This is a genomic window from Lysobacter capsici (assembly GCF_014779555.2).
GTDB classification, from domain to species: Bacteria; Pseudomonadota; Gammaproteobacteria; order Xanthomonadales; family Xanthomonadaceae; genus Lysobacter; species Lysobacter capsici.
Genome location: NZ_CP094357.1, coordinates 4,573,643 through 4,587,308, shown reverse-complemented (window position 1 = coordinate 4,587,308; position 13,666 = coordinate 4,573,643). Strand labels below are relative to the sequence as shown.

At 68.3% G+C, this 13,666-nt stretch carries 13 protein-coding genes and 1 pseudogene; 6 read left to right on the top strand and 8 right to left on the bottom strand.

The window, feature by feature from the left end:
* The first annotated feature begins 34 nt into the window (after nucleotides 1–34).
* The 6 genes from IEQ11_RS18830 to IEQ11_RS18805 all read left to right on the top strand — a co-directional run bounded on the left by IEQ11_RS18830 (nucleotide 35) and on the right by IEQ11_RS18805 (nucleotide 4,762).
* Nucleotides 35–931, top strand: coding sequence for a TPM domain-containing protein (locus IEQ11_RS18830; RefSeq protein WP_191823730.1), 897 nt, complete (start codon nucleotides 35–37; stop codon nucleotides 929–931).
* Nucleotides 931–1,455: a TPM domain-containing protein gene (locus IEQ11_RS18825; RefSeq protein ID WP_191823727.1), complete on the top strand. Its 525-nt coding sequence runs from the start codon at nucleotides 931–933 to the stop codon at nucleotides 1,453–1,455. The genes IEQ11_RS18830 and IEQ11_RS18825 overlap by 1 nt, the downstream gene beginning before the upstream one ends.
* A gap of 316 nt (nucleotides 1,456–1,771) precedes the next feature.
* Entirely contained in the window at nucleotides 1,772–2,686 is a 915-nt protein-coding gene (lgt, locus tag IEQ11_RS18820; protein WP_191823726.1) for a prolipoprotein diacylglyceryl transferase, read from the top strand.
* Between the two features lie 3 nt (nucleotides 2,687–2,689).
* Complete coding sequence (locus IEQ11_RS18815; RefSeq protein WP_191823725.1) at nucleotides 2,690–3,484, top strand: thymidylate synthase; 795 nt, start codon at nucleotides 2,690–2,692, stop codon at nucleotides 3,482–3,484.
* Nucleotides 3,485–3,536: 52 nt separating this feature from the next.
* Nucleotides 3,537–4,211 carry a DUF3828 domain-containing protein gene (locus IEQ11_RS18810; protein WP_191823724.1) on the top strand — a complete coding sequence of 225 codons (675 nt, stop codon included), beginning with the start codon at nucleotides 3,537–3,539 and terminating at the stop codon, nucleotides 4,209–4,211.
* A gap of 44 nt (nucleotides 4,212–4,255) precedes the next feature.
* Nucleotides 4,256–4,762 (top strand): dihydrofolate reductase, encoded by a 507-nt coding sequence (locus IEQ11_RS18805; RefSeq protein ID WP_191823723.1) that lies wholly within the window; start codon nucleotides 4,256–4,258, stop codon nucleotides 4,760–4,762.
* Nucleotides 4,763–4,773: 11 nt separating this feature from the next.
* On the opposite strand, the gene IEQ11_RS18800 is transcribed toward IEQ11_RS18805, so the two are convergent.
* The 8 genes and pseudogenes from IEQ11_RS18800 to lptD all read right to left on the bottom strand — a co-directional run bounded on the left by IEQ11_RS18800 (nucleotide 4,774) and on the right by lptD (nucleotide 13,550).
* Complete coding sequence (locus IEQ11_RS18800; RefSeq protein ID WP_191823722.1) at nucleotides 4,774–5,421, bottom strand: hypothetical protein; 648 nt, start codon at nucleotides 5,419–5,421, stop codon at nucleotides 4,774–4,776.
* Nucleotides 5,418–6,098 (bottom strand): DUF1287 domain-containing protein, encoded by a 681-nt coding sequence (locus IEQ11_RS18795; RefSeq protein WP_191823721.1) that lies wholly within the window; start codon nucleotides 6,096–6,098, stop codon nucleotides 5,418–5,420. The genes IEQ11_RS18800 and IEQ11_RS18795 overlap by 4 nt, the downstream gene beginning before the upstream one ends.
* 124 nt (nucleotides 6,099–6,222) lie before the next feature.
* Nucleotides 6,223–7,086: a symmetrical bis(5'-nucleosyl)-tetraphosphatase gene (locus IEQ11_RS18790; protein WP_046659280.1), complete on the bottom strand. Its 864-nt coding sequence runs from the start codon at nucleotides 7,084–7,086 to the stop codon at nucleotides 6,223–6,225.
* A 13-nt stretch (nucleotides 7,087–7,099) separates the two neighbouring features.
* Complete coding sequence (gene apaG / locus IEQ11_RS18785) at nucleotides 7,100–7,486, bottom strand: Co2+/Mg2+ efflux protein ApaG (protein ID WP_036115350.1); 387 nt, start codon at nucleotides 7,484–7,486, stop codon at nucleotides 7,100–7,102.
* Nucleotides 7,487–7,776: 290 nt separating this feature from the next.
* Nucleotides 7,777–8,637, bottom strand: a complete 861-nt coding sequence (gene rsmA / locus IEQ11_RS18780; RefSeq protein ID WP_046657709.1) for a 16S rRNA (adenine(1518)-N(6)/adenine(1519)-N(6))-dimethyltransferase RsmA — start codon at nucleotides 8,635–8,637, stop codon at nucleotides 7,777–7,779.
* Complete coding sequence (gene pdxA, locus IEQ11_RS18775) at nucleotides 8,634–9,626, bottom strand: 4-hydroxythreonine-4-phosphate dehydrogenase PdxA (protein ID WP_191823720.1); 993 nt, start codon at nucleotides 9,624–9,626, stop codon at nucleotides 8,634–8,636. Before pdxA ends, rsmA begins: the two co-directional genes overlap by 4 nt.
* Nucleotides 9,621–10,998 (bottom strand): annotated as a pseudogene (locus IEQ11_RS18770) (peptidylprolyl isomerase); the annotation flags it as partial. The gene pdxA and the pseudogene IEQ11_RS18770, both read right to left, overlap by 6 nt.
* Complete coding sequence (gene lptD, locus IEQ11_RS18765; protein WP_046657706.1) at nucleotides 10,995–13,550, bottom strand: LPS assembly protein LptD; 2,556 nt, start codon at nucleotides 13,548–13,550, stop codon at nucleotides 10,995–10,997. The pseudogene IEQ11_RS18770 and the gene lptD, both read right to left, overlap by 4 nt.
* Nucleotides 13,551–13,666 lie beyond the last annotated feature (116 nt).

The following is a 13,666-nucleotide window of genomic DNA, read 5'->3' as shown; positions in this document are numbered from 1 at the left end:
GGTGAATCGCCACGACATGTCGATCGGCCGTTCGATGCGGGCAGCGTTCGCGCTGCGCGTGTTGCTCATGGTGTGCCTGCTGCTGCCGATGGCCAGCGCGTTCGCGCAGGCGCTGGCGGCGATCCCGGCGATGCAGTCGCCGGTGGTCGATACCACCGGCACGCTCGACGACGGCGCGCGCGCGCAGCTCGATGCGCAGGCGCGCGCGTTGCAGCAACGCAAGGGCAGCCAGTTGCAGATCCTGATGGTCGCGAGCACCCAGCCCGAGGACATCGATTCCTACGCGGTGCGCGCGTTCGATCAGTTCCAGCTCGGCCGCAAGGGCGTGTCCGACGGCGTGCTGCTGGTGGTCGCCAAGGACGATCGGCGGGTGCGCATCGAAGTCGGTTACGGCCTGGAGGGCGCGATCACCGACGCCCAGGCCGGACGCATCATCCAGGAATACATCACCCCGAAATTCCGCGAAGGCGATTACGCCGGCGGCCTCGCCGACGCCACCGCGATGCTGACCAAGCTGATCGACGGCGAACCCTTGCCGCCGCCGCTGGCCGGCGACGACGACGCGGTCGCCGGCCAGGCCGTCGCCTCGGGCATGACCGGTCTGATCCTGGCGATCGTGGTGGCGAGTTTCGCCAACGGCATCCTGAATATTTTCATCCGCCGCCTGCCGGCCTTGATTCGCGGGATCGTGTCCGGATTGGTGTCGGCCTTCGTGGTGTGGCAGTTGTCGCCGTCGCTGTGGCTGGTCGTGGTGGCCGGTGTGGTCGGCCTGGTATTCGGCCTGATCGGCGGCGGTGGCGGGATGTTCGTCAGCAGCGGCGGCTCGGGCGGCTACAGCGGTGGCGGTTGGGGCGGTGGTGGCGGCGGTGGCGGTGGCTGGTCGGGCGGCGGCGGGTCCAGCGGAGGCGGCGGCGCCTCGGGGAGTTGGTGATGCGTTGGCTACGTCATCTGTTCGCGCTTTCGTCGCGGCGAGTGTTTCCGGCCGCCAGCCTGGAGCGGATCGGCGAGGCGATCGCGGCCGGCGAACGCCATCATCGCGGCCAGTTGTGTTTCGCGGTCGAGTCGCGATTGAGCCTGGGCGAACTGCTCGACGGACGCGATGCGCGCGACGCCGCGCATGTCGCGTTCGCGCAGTTGCGGGTGTGGGACACCGCGGCCAACAACGGCGTGCTGCTGTACCTGCTGTTGGCCGATCACCGGATCGAGATCGTCGCCGATCGCGGCTATGCCGCGCGGGTCGGCGACGAGCGTTGGCAGGCGGTGTGCGAGCGCATCCAGCAGGCCTTGGCCGCGGGCGAGGCCGAGGCGGCGTTGCTCGGCGGGATCGCGGCCTTGTCGGAGATCATCGCCGAGCAGTTCCCGCGCGATGAATTCTCGGCAGAGTCGTCCCTTGGCAAGCGCGGCGGAGCGGACGGCGAGGGCAATGAGTTGCCGGATCGGCCGGTGCGGCTCTAAGCGATGCGGCGCACGGCCTGATCGACCTTCGGGACCGCTGCATTGCGCGAAATATTCTGTCGACGAAGCTACTTCCCCAAGACGGTCCGCGCGCCTCGCACTATCGAATCGCAAAGCGTTGACGCCGAAGTCCTCTCGCCGGACTCGTACCGACCGCAGCCCGATCGAAAACCGAGTTCCAGCCCCGACCCAACCCAGCCCGAACCCACGCTGAAACCCGATCCGCGCCCGCGGTCAGCGGCCGCAACCGGCACCCCGGCTGCGGGCGGCCTGGGGCACAATAAGCCGGTCATCCGCCCTCGAGCCGCCCCGCCGCATGACCATCCTGCACCAGATCGACCCGATCGCACTCCATCTCGGCCCGCTGCAAGTCCATTGGTACGGGATCATGTATCTGCTCGGGTTCGTCAGCGCCTGGTGGCTCGGCCGCCAGCGCGTGCGCGCCGGCCGTCTGCCCGGCGTCAGCGAACAGGCTTACGGCGATCTGCTGTTCTACGCCATGCTCGGCGTGGTCCTCGGCGGCCGCATCGGCTACGTGTTCTTCTACAACTTCGCCGAACTGGTCAAAGACCCGCTGATGCTGGTGCGCATCTGGGAAGGCGGCATGAGCTTCCACGGCGGCCTGATCGGGGTGATGGTCGCGGCCTGGTGGTGGGCGCGCAGCCATCGCACCCACTTCTTCGACGTGATGGATTTCGTCGCCCCGCTGGTACCGCCGGGCCTCGGTTTCGGCCGCCTGGGCAATTACATCGGCGGCGAGTTGTGGGGCAAGTTCACCGACGCCGGCTGGGGCGTGATCTTCCCGCGCGCGCCGGAATTCGCCAACTGGACCACCCAGCAACTGCAGACCCAGTACGCCGCCGGCGCGCTGGACCGCTACGCGCGGCATCCCTCGCAGCTGTATCAGGCCGCGCTGGAGGGCGTGGCCATGTTCGCGATCCTGTGGTGGTTCTCGCGCAAGCCGCGTCCGCGTTATGCGGTGTCGGGCATGTTCGCGCTGCTATACGGCTGCTTCCGCTTCATCGTCGAATTCGTGCGCGTGCCCGATGCGCAGATCGGCGATCACGGCTACCTCGCATTTGGTTGGCTGACCATGGGCCAGGTGCTGAGCACGCCGCTGATCCTGCTGGGCCTGTTCTGGCTGTGGCGGTCGACGCGTTCGCCGACCCTGCAGCCGCAGTTGCCGGCCGCCGAACCGGCCGATGCCGCCGCGACCACGAACAAGGGCTGAGCCATGCACAACTACCTCGACCTGCTGCGTCACGTGCTCGATCACGGCACCGAAAAATCCGACCGCACCGGCACCGGCACGCGCAGCGTGTTCGGCTGGCAGCTGCGCTACGACTTGAACGCCGGCTTCCCACTACTCACCACCAAGAAACTGCATCTGCGCTCGATCGTGCACGAGCTGCTGTGGTTTCTCAAAGGCGAGACCAACACCGCTTACCTGAAAGAGCACAAGGTCAGCATCTGGGACGAATGGGCCAACGCCGACGGCGAACTCGGCCCGGTCTACGGCAAGCAGTGGCGACGCTGGTCCGGCGCGGACGGCGTGGAGATCGACCAGATCCGCTGGGTGATCGACGAGATCAAGCGCAATCCCGATTCGCGCCGCTTGATCGTCAGCGCCTGGAACGTCGCCGACCTGCCGAAGATGGCGCTGATGCCGTGCCACGCGCTGTTCCAGTTCTACGTCGCCGACGGCAAGCTCAGCTGCCAGTTGTACCAGCGCAGCGGCGACATCTTCCTCGGCGTGCCGTTCAACATCGCCAGCTACGCCTTGCTGACCCACATGGTCGCGCAGGTCTGCGGCCTGGGCGTCGGCGATTTCGTGCATACCCTCGGCGATGCGCATCTGTACAGCAACCACTTCGACCAGGCGCGCGAGCAGTTGTCGCGCACGCCGCGCGCGCTGCCGACGCTCAAGCTCAATCCCGACGTGCGCGATATCTTCGATTTCACTTTCGACGACATCGCCATCGAAGGCTACGACCCGTTGCCGGCGATCAAGGCTCCGGTGGCGGTTTGAGCGCGGCGCGATGAGGCCGTTGCGGCAGCGTTTGAACGTCGGATTCGCGTCCATGTTGGTGTTGAGTTCGACCGCGTGCCTGAGCCCGACCGACGAAGTGTCGGTCGCGCCGCGGGACATCGCGCCGATGCAGGCGACCGAGCGCACGCCGCCGACTCCACCGCCGCCGCCCGCGCCCGCCGTCGAACCGGGCGTGCGCGCCGAAGCGGTCGCTGAGCCGCCCGCGGTCGGCGACAGCGCCGCCGATGCGCTGCAAGCCTTCTATCGGATGCATGTGCGGCTCAAGGCCAGCGGCCTGCCGGTCGGCGAAGACCTCGCGCGTTACCAACCCATGCTGTCCCGGCGGTTGCTCGCGCTGATGGCGCCGGCCGCGCGTGAGCGCGATCGGGTGATCGCGCAGGCGCCGGGCGTGAAGCCGCCGTACATCGAAGGCGATTTCTTCACCAGCAGGGATGACGGTGTGACCACCTTCAAACTTGGCAAGCACATCGTGCGGACGGCGGATCTGGAAAGTTTCGAAATCGAATTCAGCTACACCGAACCCAGCGGCACCTCGCGCTGGACCGACCGCGTGCAGATGCTGCGCGAGGACGGGCGCTGGAAGCTCGACGATGTCGAATACGGCGGCTATCGCCAGGACGGCTCCGACGGCGAGCGCGACCGTGACGGCGAACGGAATTTCGCGGCGCATGGACGCCTGTCCGATACGCTCAGGCAGAGCGAATAAGCCGGCGTCCGCCTGCCGCGGGCGCCACAGCGAAGGAGTTGGGTATGACCGCTTTGGTACTGATCGCTGCACTCGACCGCAAGCACGCCATCGGCCGCGACAACGCGCTGCCGTGGCGCTTGTCCGACGACCTCAAGCGCTTCAAGGCGCTGACCCTCGGCAAACCCTTGCTGATGGGACGCAAGACCGCGCAATCGCTCGGCCGCGCGCTGCCGGGCCGACGCAATCTGGTGCTGACCCGCTCCGGGGAGGTGCCGTTCGCCGGCATGGAAGCGGTGGGTTCGACCGAACAGGCGCTGGAACTGGCCCGGGCCGACGGCGCCGCCGAGCTGTGCGTGATCGGCGGCGGCGAGATCTACGCGCTGTGCCTGCCGTCGGCTTCGCGCATGCACCTGACCCGGGTCGATACCGAGGTCGAAGGCGCCGATACGTTCTTCCCGCGTTTCGATCGCGACGAATGGCGCGAGGTCGCGCGCGAGTCGCATCGCGCCGACGAGCGCAACGAGTTCGATGTCGAATACGTGGAATACGTCCGCCTGGGCATGGACTGAGGCCGGCTGGATCAGCGGTTGGCGTCGGGGCGCGCGGGCGCGCTCGCTTCGTCGTTGCCCTGGTTCACCGAGAAGACGAAACGATGCGGGCCGTCGCCGCGCTCGCGTTCGGTCGAGTAATCGATGACGTCGTAGACCGGCAACGGCGCGTCCACGATCGCGCCGAACAAGGTGGCGTAGGCGGCTGCGTCGCCGCGCAGCGAGCCGATGCACAGTCTGAGTCCGCACTCAAAGGTTTCCAGGCCCAGCTTGAGCTGGGCGCTGGCGATCATGCGCGTCAGCATCGAACGATAGGCCGCGGTCCGGCGTTGAGCCTCAGGTTGCACGGCGTTTTCTTTCTTGAGATTGGCGAGCGTGCTGTCGAACACGCGCTCCAGGATGAGCGGGGTGGCGCTCGGCGGCGGACCGGCGCGCGCCGTGGCGGCGTTCGCGGATGCGGCGCGTTCGGCACTTCGCGCAGCAGCCGGCTCGGGAATCTCGAGGTGGGTGCGCACGATCCCCACCAGCACCATCGCGGCGAGGACGGTGCAGATCATCAGCAGCATGAGATCGGGTCTTTTCGCCTTCGCGGCCTGCCAGTCGAGTTCGTCCTGCTTGCTGCGCGCCGGCGATTGCGCGGCGCTGCGCGCGTCCGTGCCGGATCGCCCGGGGGCGGTCATCGCGAGACCACCGCGGCGCCGGGCAACACCGGCCGGTAATGCCCGGTGATCGGATAATCGAACAGCACATCGTCTTCCTGGGTGCCGCGCGCGATGTTGTGCAGGATCAACGGCCGCTGCCGGTCCCAGGATTTGCGGTCGGACACGATGCCGATATGCGGCAGGCCGCCGTTGAGCTCCCAGGTCACCAGATCGCCGGCGCGGTAGTCGTCGGCGCGCTCGCTGACCGGCAACGACCAGCGCTGGCGTTCGAACCAGCGGCGCAGGTTGGGCACGCGGCGATGATCGATGTTGCGGTCGGTGGATTTCGCCCGCCAGATCGACGGATACGCGGCGAAGTTCGCGCGCATGTCCTCGTGCACGGTCTGTTGCAGGTCCAGGCCCTGCACGCGCAAGGCGCGGATCACCACGTCGGTGCAGACGCCGCGATCGGCGGCGACGTCGCCGCCGGGATAAGCCAGTTGCACGTAGGCGGGGTCGTACCGCCGCACCACGCCGACCTGGGCGCGCGCGGCGGCGACTAGGGGCGGCGACGCTGCCGCGGGTTCTGCGGATGGCGCCGGCCAGACCCTCACGGTCGTGCGTTCGGCCGGCGGCGAGGCGGGCTGCGAACATGCGGCGGCGAGCGCGGCGATCAGCAAGGCGGTGACCGTTCGCGCGAAGGTCGTCGCCGGCATCGGTTTCGCCGTTACTGAAATCCGCGCCACTCGCGCGGGTGTGGCGAAGATTTGCCGCATCGTCGGTGCAGGCCCCGAGGATGGCTGTGATCGCGACCTTCCCTGGCGCATGCGCGTGCCTCGCTCAGTTAGGCTGACGCGGTGGCCGCGGCCGCGGCGGATGCGCCGGCACGTCGCGACCGGGCACCTGCACCAGCCGCAGTTCGTCGGTGTCGAGCTGCAGCGCGGTGAGCTTGCCGCCCCATACCGCGCCGGTGTCGATCGCATGCACGCCGTGGCCGATGAACAGGCCCAGGGTCGACCAATGCCCGCACACGATCTTGAGATCGCGCTCGGCCCGGCCCGGCACTTCGTACCACGGGTACAGGCCGACCGGCTGCGTGCCCGGGCTGCCCTTGTCCTCGAATGCGATGCGGCCGCGCGGCGTGCAATAGCGCAGGCGGGTGAAGATGTTGATGATCGCGCGGTGGCGGTCGATGCCGGCGAGTTTCGGATTCCAGGCCGGGCGATCGCCGTACATGTTCTTGAGCAGGCGCTTGTACTGATCGCCGTGCAGGCGCTCCTCGACTTCGCGCGCGTGGCGCTCGGCCATCGCGGTGGTCCACTTCGGCGCGAGGCCGGCATGCACCATCATCCAGCCGAGCTTGCGGTCGACATGCACCAGTTTCTGCAGGCGCAGCCAGTCGAGCAGGGCCGGGCCGTCCTCGGCCAGGACGATGCGCTGCAGATCGGGATTGACCTTGCGCTTCTCTTCCTCGGTGCGCTCGCCGATCGCCAGCAGCGACAGGTCGTGATTGCCGAGCACGGTGGTGCTGTACTCGCGCAGCGAATGCACCAGCCGCAGCGTTTCCAGCGATTGCCCGCCGCGGTTGACCAGATCGCCGCAGAACCACAGCCGATCCCGCGCGGGATCGAACCGGATGCGTTCCAGCAGGCGCTGAGTCGCGTCGTAGCAGCCTTGCAGGTCGCCTATTGCCCAAACAGTCATGTGTCGTCCGCGCTCAGTGCAGGGTGCGCGGAATGGTGAGCGTGAACGTCGGCACCGGCGCTTCGAACTGGGTGCCGTCGTCGGCCACCATCGCGTAGCTGCCCTCCATCGTCCCCAGGCTGGTTTCGAGCACCGCGCCCGAGGTGTATTCGTAATCGTCGCCCGGCCGCAGCCAGGGCTGTTCGCCGACCACGCCGTCGCCGCGCACTTCCTGCACCTTGCCGTTGGCGTCGGTGATCACCCAGTGGCGCGAGATCAGGCGCGCGGGAACCTTGCCGGCGTTGCGGATGTGGATGGTGTAGGCAAAGACATAGCGATCCTGCTCCGGCTCGGACTGGTCGTCCAGGTAGCGGGTCGCGACATCGATGTCGAAGGCGTAGTCGTGGCGTTGCGGTTCCATGGCGGCAGTTTAAGCAAAGCGGGGATGAAGCGGGAATGAGTCTTCGGGATAACGGCTTATGCGGTCGAATCCGGGACAACGGCGATGCGGTCGCAGGACCGCGGTCCTGCGGCGTGCGAGGCGGTAGGGTGCGAACGCTCACGCGAATTGGCATGCGCGAAGCGGTGCCGGCGCGCCGCGGTTTTCGCCGGCGGAAAACTTCGCCGTGTCGTTCAGTGGCGCGCTGGCGCCGATGCGGCGCTGGCTGGCGAGGGTGTGTGGATCGGCTGCCTCGGGTGGATCGTAATCGCTCAATCCGTGTTGTCGGCCGCGTCCTCGCCGGTATCGGCCTCGACCTGCGCATTGGCCTTGAGCCAATTGGCCAGGGCCACGAAATCGGCGACTTCGATCTGCTCGGCGCGCGCATCCGGGCGCAGGCCGGCGGCTTCGATCGCGGCGCCTTCGCAGATCCGCGACAGGGCGTTGCGCAGGGTCTTGCGGCGTTGGCCGAAGGCGTCGCGGACCACGCGCGCGAACAGCGCGCGGTCGTCGATGCCGATCTTCTGCGGCGGGTGCGGGATCATCCGCACCACCGCCGAATCCACCTTCGGCGGCGGACGAAATGCGCCAGGTGGCACATCGAACAGCGCGATCACCTGGCAATACGCCTGCAGCATCACGCTCAGCCGGCCGTAGACCTTGCTGCCGGGACCGGCGGCCATGCGGTCGACCACTTCCTTTTGCAGCATGAAGTGCATGTCGACGATCGAGCCGGCGTGGTCCAGGGCATGGAACAGGATCGGCGAGGACAGGTTGTAGGGCAGGTTGCCGACCAGGCGGATCGGGCTTTCGTTGGCGAGCGCGCTGAAATCCACGGTCAGCACGTCGCGGTGGATCACTTCCAGGGTGCCGTGGGCGCGCGCGCCTTCACTGAGCGGGAAGATCAGGTCGCGGTCGAACTCGATCACGGTCAGCTCGCCGTGGCGGTCCAGCAGCGGGAAGGTGATCGCGCCCTGGCCCGGGCCGATCTCGACCAGGCGGTCGCCGGGCTTGGGGTCCACGGCCTGCACGATCATCGAGATGATCCCCTGGTCGTGCAGGAAGTGCTGGCCCAGGTGTTTCTTGGCTTCGGGCTTGAAGCCCTTGGCGTGGCTCTTGGCGGTGCCGGTCATGGCGTGCCTCCGGGCAGGTTGCGGCGGGTGCGCGCGATGCGCGCGCAGGTGTCGGCGGCGCCGATCAGGCTGGACGGGTCGGCCAGGCCGCGCCCGGCCAGGTCCAGCGCGGTGCCGTGATCGACCGCGACGCGCGGGTAGGGCAGGCCCAGGGTCAGGTTCACCGCGCGCTCGAAGCCGCTGTATTTGAGCACCGGCAGGCCCTGGTCGTGGTACATCGCCAGGACCGCGTCGAAGCCTTGCAGCTTGGCCGGCAGGAACGCGGTGTCGGCCGGCAGCGGGCCGATCAGGTCGAAACCTTCGTTGCGCAGCGCGGCCATGACCGGTTCGATCACCTCGATCTCTTCCATGCCCAGGTGCCCGGCCTCCCCGGCATGCGGGTTCAGGCCGAGCACGGCGATGCGCGGCCGGGCGATGCCGAAGTCGTGGCGCAGGGCGGCGTGGACGGTGCGCAGGGTGCGGGTCAGGGCGGCGGGCTCGATCGCATCGGCGACCGCGCGCAGCGGCAGGTGGGTGGTGGCCAGCGCGACCCGGACGATGTCGTTGGCCAGCATCATCACCACCTCGCGTCCGGCCTGGTTTGCCAGCAGTTCGGTGGTGCCGGTGTAGGCGATGCCGCCGGCGTTGATCACGGCCTTGTGCACGGGACCGGTGACCACGCCGTCGAACCGGCCGTCCAGGCAGCCCTGGGCGCTGTCGAGCAGGGCCTGGATCACCGCCGCGGCGTTGCCCGGCTCGGGCGTGCCGAAGGCCGGGTGGACCGGGTTGGGTATCTCGACCAGGGCCAGTTCGCCGGGCGCCCGCGAGGGGCGATCGGGCGGCAGCAGGGTCAGGGGCAGGCCGAGCGCGTCGGCGGCGGCGCGCAGGCTGCGCGGATCGGCGAAGCCGACCAGATCGTAATCGCGCGGCCGTTGCAGCAGCCGCACGCACAGCTCCGGCCCGACGCCGGCCGGCTCGCCCGGCACCAGCGCGAGCCGGGGCGGGGTCACGTCAGCTGCCGGCGGGCTTGGCGGTCGGCAGGGTGGTCTCGGTGCCGGGCTGGTTGCCCTCCGAACCCTTGCCGATGCGGAAGTCCACGTAGGCTTCGCCGCGCTTCTCGCGCAGGAAGCGGTTCCACTCTTCTTCCAGCTTGCGGCGGCCGATGGTCTCCTGGACCTGGGCGCGCTTGCTCTGGTCGGCGACGTCGCTTTCGCGCGTGCCCAGACGCTGGACGATGTGGTAGCCGGCGCTGGTGTGGATCGGCTGCGAGATGTCGTTGTCGGCCAGGCTGGTGACCGCGCCGCCGAACTCGGGACCGAATTCGTCCTTCATGAACCAGCCCAGGTCGCCGCCCTTGTTCTGGGTGCCCAGGTCCTCGGAGCTTTCCTTGACCACGTCCTCGAACTTGGCGCCGCCGGCGATGCGCGCGCGCAGGGTCTCGGCCTTGGCCTTGGCCTGCGCTTCGCTGACCTTGTCGCTGACCCGGACCAGGATGTGGCGGGCGTGGTACTGGGTGACCATCTGCGGCGCCGACTGCGAGGCGTCGCGGACTTCGACCAGCTTGAGCAGCTGGAAGCCGCTCGGACCACGCAGCGGGGCGGTGATCTGGCCCGGCTTCATCTGCTTCATCAGGTCGCTGAACGCGGCCGGGATTTCGTCGCCGTTGCGCCAGCCCAGGTCGCCGCCTTCCAGCGCGTTGGGGCTGTCGGAATAGCGCACGGCGGCGGCGTTGAAGTCCATCTCGCCCTTGTCGATCAGCGCCTTGACGCCGTCGACCTTCTTCTGCGCGGTCGCGATCTGCTCGGCGGTGGCGCCCTCGGGCAGGGCCACGAGGATGTGGGCGAGGTGGTACTGGGTGCCGGTGTTGGCCTGCGCCGCCAGCGCGGCGTCGACCTCGGCGTCGCTGACCGAGACCCGGGTCTGGGCGAAACGCTGGCGCAGGCGCTGGACCAGCAGCTCGTCGCGGATCGAGGCGCGGAAATCGGTGTAGCTGCTGCCGTCGCGGGCCAGCTGCTGGCGCAGCTGTTCGACGCTGATCTTGTTGGACTGGGCGATGCCGCCGATGGCCTGATCGATTTCCTGATCGGTCACGCGCACGCCGGTGCCCTGGGCCTGGGCGACCTGGATCTTGAGCAGGATCAGGCGCTCGAGCACCTGCTTTTCGAGCACGTCGCGCGGCGGCAGTTGCTCGCTGCGGCCGGCGTACTGGGCCAGGATGTTGGCGACCGCGCGGTCGAGTTCGGTCTTGAGGATGACGTCTTCATCGACGACGGCGGCGATACGATCGATCGGCTGCACGTCCTGGGCGTGGACCGCCCCACCGAACAGCAGGCCACCGGCGATCAGGCCGGCGAGCAACGGACTCGCGAAAAGTTTGTTCATAGGGTCGGGTCGAGGGTCGAGTCGTCGGCGTCGTTGCCGCGGTTTTCGCGGCTGACCGTGGGAGACGGCGGCGCCAGATACAGGTCGTCGCGGTTATAGCCGAGAATAGCACGGCGCAAAACGCGCTCCGTGTTCTGGCCGGCGGAGCCTAGACCCTTGAGTTCGAACTCCACCTGAAAGGAGCTGTTGAGGTCTTCGGAGCGGTTGCGCTGGTAGCGGCGGGCGATGGCGCGCACCGCCAGGCAGCAGCTTTCCCACTGCACGCCGGCGATCTGCTCGAGCGGACGCTTGTCCTTGATCGAGTAGTAGTAGCGGCCGACCACGCTCCAGTTGTTGTTGATCGGGTACAGGAACGAGAAGTCGGCCTGCTCGAACTGATCGCGCTGCTCGCGCGGCGCGGTCGGCAGCACCGACAGGTTGCGGCGATAGCGATAGGCGAAGTTGACCACGCCGGCGTCGCCGAACAGATAGCGCGCGCGCAGGGTGGCCAGGTCCTCGCTGCGCAGGCGCGGGTCCCACTGGTAGGTGGCGTTGATCGTCCAGCGGTCGCTCGGCGAGACGCTGACGTCGGCGACCCAGGCCGACTTGCCCTGCTTGATCGGGGTTTCCGCGCCGGCGACCACGCGGATGTCGTCGAAGTACTGGATCTGGCCGATGCTCGCCGCCAGCCGCTCGCGGCCGTCCTCGGAATTGATCAGGCGGGTGGTCAGCGCGGTGGTCAGCTGGTTGGCGTCGGTCTGGCGGTCGGCGCCGGAGTAGCGGTTGTCGCGGAACAGCGCGCCCCAGCTGAACGACATCGGGTTGGTGTCGAACAGCGGGATGCCGCCCTGGTCGCGGTACGGCGCGCGCAGGTAGAACACGCGCGGTTCCAGGGTATGCAGGTAGTTCTCGCCGCGGATTTCGGTCTCGCGGTCGAAGTACATGCCCGCGTCGATCGAGGTGATCGGCAGGCTGCGCGTGGGCGACTTGTTATAGAAGCTGCGCGCCAGCTCCGGCGTGTTGGGCACGTTGTTGGCCGTGGCGAAGGCCGCCGCCTGACTGGCCGCGAGCTGCTGGGCCAGGTCGCCTTCGAGTTCGTACGCGGTGTAGCGCCAGGCCAGCTTGGGCCGGATGAACCAGGCCGAGCCTTCCAGCGGGAAGCTGACGTAGGGCTTGATGTCGAACCGGCTGCCGCCGGGGATCTCGCGGCGCAGGCCGATCGGCGCGGCCGGGTCGCCCGGGGTGAACTTCATGTCTTCGTGCTGGAAGCGCACCGCCTCGGTGTCGACACCGGTCTCGACCCACTTGCCCCACGGCTGCGCCCAGTGGAAGGTCGCGCGCGGCAGGCGGTCGTAGGCCAGCGAGTTTTCCTGCAGGGTGAAGTCGGCCAGCTGGTTGTGGTCGGCGATGATGCTCGCGTCCCAGTAGCGGCCGCGGCCGTACAGGCCGATTTCGCTGCGCAGCGAAATCGCCGACTGGCCGTACAGGCTGTTGTTGAAGTCCTGCAGGTAGTACTTGTCGCTGACCCAGGCCAGGTTGGCGCCGGCGTACCAGGTGCCGTCGAGGCGGTGCTGGGCCTTGAGCGCGAACTCGCCGCGGTTCTTTTCCGGCATGCGGTCCCTGGGAATCTCGAACAGGCCGTTGGGGTCGTTGCGGCGATAATCGGTGTAGCGGTCGGGGTCGTTGCGGGGCAGGTCGTCGCTGGGCATCCAGTTGCCCGAGACCTCGCCCGAGCCGCGCTCGTACAGCCAGCGGAACTCGCCGCCCATCGCCACGCCGCGCTTGCTCATGTAGCGCGGGAACAAGGTGGCGTCGTAGTTCGGCGCGAGGTTGAGGTAGATCGGCTGGCGCCAGTCGAAACCGTTCTTGCCCGACACGCCGATGTTCGGAAACAGCAGGCCGGTACGGCGCTGGTCGTCGATCGGGAACATGAACCACGGCACGTACAGCACCGGGATCTTGCCGATGCGCAAGGTCGCGTTGCGCGCCACGCCCATGCCCTTGTCGGTGTCCAGGTCGATGCGGTGGGCGCGCAGTTCCCACACGCGCTGGTTCGGCGCGCAGGTCGAGTAGGTCGAGCTGTGCAGCGCGCCCTTGGCGCCGTTCAAGTCGATGCGTTCGGCGCCGCCGTTGCCGCGGCGCGAGGTCAGCTGGTATTCGACGTCGTCGATGCGGTGCTGATCGGCGTTCTGGTCGCCCTCGGCGTGCTCGGCGACCATGCGCATGCTCGAGTCCTGGTAGCGCACGTGGCCTTCGGCCGTGTACTTGCCCGACTCCTGGTTGTAGCTGAGCTTGTCGGTGCCCAGGAACTGGTCGCCGCGGCTGAGCCGGACGTTGTCCTGGACCACGATGTTCTGCTCGTTGCTGCCGCGCTGCAGGGTGCCGCCGTCGATGTCGGTCGGCTGGGCGGTGCGCTGGTCGGCGGTGCCGGTCGGGGCGGGGGCGTCGTCGAAGGACGGCACCGCGTCGATCAGCGGGCACAGCCCCCAATTCTCGTTGTCGTCCGCCGCGTAAGCGGGCAGGGCGATGGCGATGCACAACGATAACGGGAGCAGGCGGAAGGGTTTGCGCACGCGAGCATCCGGCAGACGGAAAAACGGCCGTTAGCTTGCCGTATCCCTTGCAAGCGGGCAACGCGAGCGCCATCTATCGGGCTTCGGCGTTCATCTTCCGCGAACGCCGCATCGAT

Excerpts from the sequence above, each read along its gene's own strand:
- IEQ11_RS18825 (WP_191823727.1), top strand. The coding sequence starts at position 931 with ATGCGTTGGCTACGTCATCTGTTCGCGCTTTCGTCGCGGCGAGTGTTT.
- IEQ11_RS18805 (WP_191823723.1), top strand. The coding sequence starts at position 4,256 with ATGACCGCTTTGGTACTGATCGCTGCACTCGACCGCAAGCACGCCATC.
- IEQ11_RS18790 (WP_046659280.1), bottom strand. The coding sequence starts at position 7,086 with ATGACTGTTTGGGCAATAGGCGACCTGCAAGGCTGCTACGACGCGACT.
- lgt (WP_191823726.1), top strand. The coding sequence starts at position 1,772 with ATGACCATCCTGCACCAGATCGACCCGATCGCACTCCATCTCGGCCCG.
- IEQ11_RS18830 (WP_191823730.1), top strand. The coding sequence starts at position 35 with ATGCGGGCAGCGTTCGCGCTGCGCGTGTTGCTCATGGTGTGCCTGCTG.
- IEQ11_RS18810 (WP_191823724.1), top strand. The coding sequence starts at position 3,537 with ATGTTGGTGTTGAGTTCGACCGCGTGCCTGAGCCCGACCGACGAAGTG.
- rsmA (WP_046657709.1), bottom strand. The coding sequence starts at position 8,637 with ATGACCGGCACCGCCAAGAGCCACGCCAAGGGCTTCAAGCCCGAAGCC.
- IEQ11_RS18815 (WP_191823725.1), top strand. The coding sequence starts at position 2,690 with ATGCACAACTACCTCGACCTGCTGCGTCACGTGCTCGATCACGGCACC.
- IEQ11_RS18800 (WP_191823722.1), bottom strand. The coding sequence starts at position 5,421 with ATGACCGCCCCCGGGCGATCCGGCACGGACGCGCGCAGCGCCGCGCAA.
- IEQ11_RS18795 (WP_191823721.1), bottom strand. The coding sequence starts at position 6,098 with ATGCCGGCGACGACCTTCGCGCGAACGGTCACCGCCTTGCTGATCGCC.
- apaG (WP_036115350.1), bottom strand. The coding sequence starts at position 7,486 with ATGGAACCGCAACGCCACGACTACGCCTTCGACATCGATGTCGCGACC.